This window comes from Pseudomonas sp. K5002 (genome assembly GCF_013386655.1).
GTDB lineage: Bacteria > Pseudomonadota > Gammaproteobacteria > Pseudomonadales > Pseudomonadaceae > Aquipseudomonas.
In genome coordinates this window covers 1-3,861 of the sequence record NZ_JACARK010000608.1, presented here as the reverse complement: position 1 = coordinate 3,861, position 3,861 = coordinate 1, and the positions used below count along the sequence as shown (strand labels likewise).

The following is a 3,861-nucleotide window of genomic DNA, read 5'->3' as shown; positions in this document are numbered from 1 at the left end:
TGGCCAGCCTGGCTAACCGCGAAAGTGCTGATGCGTTGCAGAAGAAGCTGCGCACCCAGGGTTACAACGCCTATATCCGCAGCGCCGATGGCAAGAACCGGGTATTCATCGGGCCGCTGATCGAGCGGGCTGAAGCCGATCGCTTGCGGGACCTGTTGGATCGCCAGCAGAACCTCAAGGGTTTTGTGGTTCGCTTCCAGCCCGAAAAAGGCTGAGGCTGCAAGGATTCAAGCTGGGATGCGGTCAATGTGGGAGCGGGCTTGCTCGCGAAGCGGTGTATCAGTCAGCAGATTTATTGGCTGCCCCACCGCCTTCGCGAGCAGGCCCGCTCCCACAAGTGTCTTGGGTGTGCCGCAACAGGCCGGTTTCCCCTATAACTCATTGATTTCAAATGCACTGCCAATCACAGCTTACCGATAGCCCAGCGCTCTGCTAAAATGCGCCGCCTTATCCGTCTGTAGGCTGAACTGTGCCATTTACCTGGGTTGATTGGGCGATCGTTGCAATCGTCGCCATCTCCGCTTTGATCAGTCTGAGCCGCGGCTTCGTCAAAGAAGCATTGTCGCTGCTGACATGGATCATCGCAGGAGTTGTAGCCTGGATGTTCGGCGGTTCATTGTCTGTCTACCTGGCCGGATACATCGAGACACCTTCGGCTCGCGTCATCGCGGGCTGCGCCATCATGTTCATCGCCACGTTGTTGGTGGGGGCAATGGTCAATTATCTTATCGGCGAATTGATACGCGTCACCGGCCTCTCCGGGACCGATCGATTTCTCGGCATGGCCTTCGGCGCCGCGCGTGGCGGCTTGCTGGTGGTCGTGGCGGTCGGGCTGTTGAGCCTGGGGCCGGTACAGCAGGATTCGTGGTGGCAGGAGTCGGTACTCGTGCCAAAATTTCTATTGGTTGCAGATTGGTCCAAAAACCTCATTTTGGGGTGGAGCAGTCAGTGGCTGGCCAGCGGGATCAGCGTACCCGCTGATCTTCCGTTCAAGGAACACCTCTTGCCGGCCAAAACGCCTCAGTAAGTTGTGTTCAGTCAAGATTCATTAAGTAGGGGTTGCGTCGCATGTGTGGCATCGTCGGTATCGTCGGTAAGTCGAACGTGAATCAGGCGCTGTATGACGCGCTAACCGTCCTCCAGCACCGCGGCCAGGATGCTGCCGGTATTGTGACCAGCCACGACGGCCGGTTATTCCTGCGCAAGGACAATGGTCTGGTGCGTGACGTGTTCCATCAGCGCCACATGCAGCGCCTGGTCGGGCACATGGGCATTGGCCACGTGCGCTACCCGACAGCGGGCAGCTCGACCTCGGCCGAAGCCCAGCCGTTCTACGTCAACTCGCCCTATGGCATCACCCTGGCGCACAACGGCAACCTGACCAACGTTGAACAACTGGCCAAGGAGATTTACGAATCTGACCTGCGCCACGTCAACACCAACTCGGACTCCGAAGTACTGCTGAACGTGTTCGCCCACGAGCTGGCCCAGCGCGGCAAGCTGCAGCCGACCGAAGAAGACGTGTTCGCTGCCGTGACTGACGTGCACAACCGCTGCGTCGGTGGCTATGCGGTAGTGGCGATGGTGACCGGCTACGGTATCGTCGGTTTCCGCGACCCCCACGGCATCCGCCCGATCGTGTTCGGCCAGCGTCATACCGACGAAGGCGTCGAGTACATGATCGCTTCCGAAAGCGTGTCCCTGGACGTGCTGGGCTTTACCCTGATTCGCGACCTGGCGCCGGGCGAAGCGGTCTACATCACTGAAGACGGCAAGCTGCACACCCGTCAGTGCGCACTGAACCCGAAACTCACCCCGTGCATCTTCGAACACGTCTACCTGGCGCGTCCGGATTCGATCATCGACGGTGTTTCGGTGTACAAGGCGCGCCTGCGCATGGGCGAGAAGCTGGCGGACAAGATCCTGCGCGAGCGCCCGGATCACGACATCGACGTTGTTATCCCGATCCCGGACACCAGCCGCACCGCTGCGCTGGAGTTGGCGAACCACCTGGGCGTGAAATTCCGCGAAGGCTTCGTCAAGAACCGTTACATCGGCCGTACCTTCATCATGCCTGGCCAGGCTGCGCGCAAGAAGTCGGTGCGCCAGAAGCTCAACGCGATCGAGCTGGAGTTCCGCGGCAAGAACGTGATGCTGGTGGATGACTCCATCGTACGCGGCACCACCTGCAAGCAGATCATCCAGATGGCCCGCGAAGCCGGTGCGAAGAACGTTTATTTCTGTTCCGCCGCGCCTGCCGTGCGTTACCCGAACGTGTACGGCATCGACATGCCGAGCGCCCACGAACTGATCGCCCACAACCGTTCGACCCAGGACGTTGCGGACCTGATCGGCGCCGACTGGCTGATCTACCAGGACCTGCCGGACCTGATCGAAGCCGTCGGTGGTGGCAAGATCAAGATCGAGGAGTTCGATTGCGCGGTGTTCGACGGCAAGTACGTCACCGGCGATGTCGACGAGGCCTACCTGAACAAGATCGAGCAGGCCCGTAACGATTCCTCGAAGATCAAGACCCAGGCGGTCAGCGCGATCATCGACCTGTACAACAACTGAGTAGACACCGGCCCTGAGGGGCCGGTTTTGTATCTTTGATAAAGCATTCGAGTTGAGGAGTAGAGCATGAGTCAGGAATGGGATGCCGGTCGCTTGGACAGCGACCTCGATGGCGTAGCTTTCGATACCCTGGCTGTGCGCGCCGGCCAGCACCGCACCCCGGAAGGTGAGCACGGTGACCCGATGTTCTTTACCTCCAGCTATGTGTTCCGCACTGCGGCCGACGCCGCTGCGCGTTTTGCCGGTGAAGTGCCAGGCAACGTTTATTCGCGTTACACCAACCCGACCGTGCGCGCGTTCGAAGAGCGTATCGCCGCGCTGGAAGGCGCCGAGCAAGCTGTCGCCACTGCCACGGGCATGGCTGCGATTCTCGCGGTAGTCATGAGCCTGTGCAGCGCCGGCGACCACGTCCTGGTATCGCGCAGCGTGTTTGGTTCGACCATCAGCCTGTTCGAAAAGTACTTCAAGCGTTTTGGTATTGAAGTCGACTACGTGCCGCTGGCGGACCTGTCCGGCTGGGACGCGGCCATCAAGGCCAACACCAAATTGCTGTTCGTCGAGTCGCCGTCCAATCCGTTGGCCGAGCTGGTGGACATTGCCGCATTGTCCGAAGTGGCCCACGCCAAGGGCGCGATGCTGATCGTCGACAACTGCTTCTGCACCCCTGCATTGCAGCAGCCGCTGAAGCTGGGCGCAGACATCGTTGTGCACTCGGCCACCAAGTTCATCGACGGCCAGGGCCGTTGCATGGGTGGCGTGGTTGCCGGCCGCAGCGAGCAGATGAAGGAAGTGGTGGGCTTCTTGCGCACCGCCGGCCCGACCCTGAGCCCGTTCAACGCCTGGATCTTCCTTAAAGGCCTGGAGACCTTGAGCCTGCGGATGAAGGCCCATTGTGCCAACGCCCAGGCCCTGGCCGAGTGGCTGGAGCAGCAGGACGGCATCGAGAAAGTCCACTACGCCGGCCTCAAGAGCCACCCGCAACACGAGTTGGCCCAGCGCCAGCAGCGTGGTTTCGGCGCCGTGGTGAGTTTCGAGGTCAAGGGCGGCAAAGAGGGCGCCTGGCGCTTTATCGATGCGACTCGCCTGATCTCCATCACCGCCAACCTGGGTGACAGCAAGACCACTATCACTCACCCGAGCACCACCTCCCACGGCCGCCTGGCGCCGCAGGAGCGTGAAGCTGCCGGGATTCGTGACAGCCTGATCCGCATTGCGGTGGGCCTGGAAGACGTCGCTGACCTGCAGGCCGACCTGGCCCGTGGGTTGGCTGCCCTGTGATCGAGTGGT

At 60.9% G+C, this 3,861-nt stretch carries 4 protein-coding genes; all 4 read left to right on the top strand.

Annotated elements, in window-relative coordinates:
* Nucleotides 1-215 (top strand): SPOR domain-containing protein (locus HX846_RS24665; protein ID WP_178966271.1); only part of this gene is annotated, 215 nt, incomplete at its 5' end.
* A 254-nt stretch (nt 216-469) separates the two neighbouring features.
* The gene (locus HX846_RS24660) at nt 470-1,027 is read left to right on the top strand and encodes a CvpA family protein (RefSeq protein WP_003212681.1); all 558 of its coding nucleotides are present in this window, start codon (nt 470-472) and stop codon (nt 1,025-1,027) included.
* A gap of 41 nt (nt 1,028-1,068) precedes the next feature.
* Nucleotides 1,069-2,574: an amidophosphoribosyltransferase gene (gene purF, locus HX846_RS24655; protein ID WP_003212683.1), complete on the top strand. Its 1,506-nt coding sequence runs from the start codon at nt 1,069-1,071 to the stop codon at nt 2,572-2,574.
* Nucleotides 2,575-2,640: 66 nt separating this feature from the next.
* Nucleotides 2,641-3,852, top strand: coding sequence for an O-succinylhomoserine sulfhydrylase (locus HX846_RS24650; protein WP_008438742.1), 1,212 nt, complete (start codon nt 2,641-2,643; stop codon nt 3,850-3,852).
* Nucleotides 3,853-3,861 lie beyond the last annotated feature (9 nt).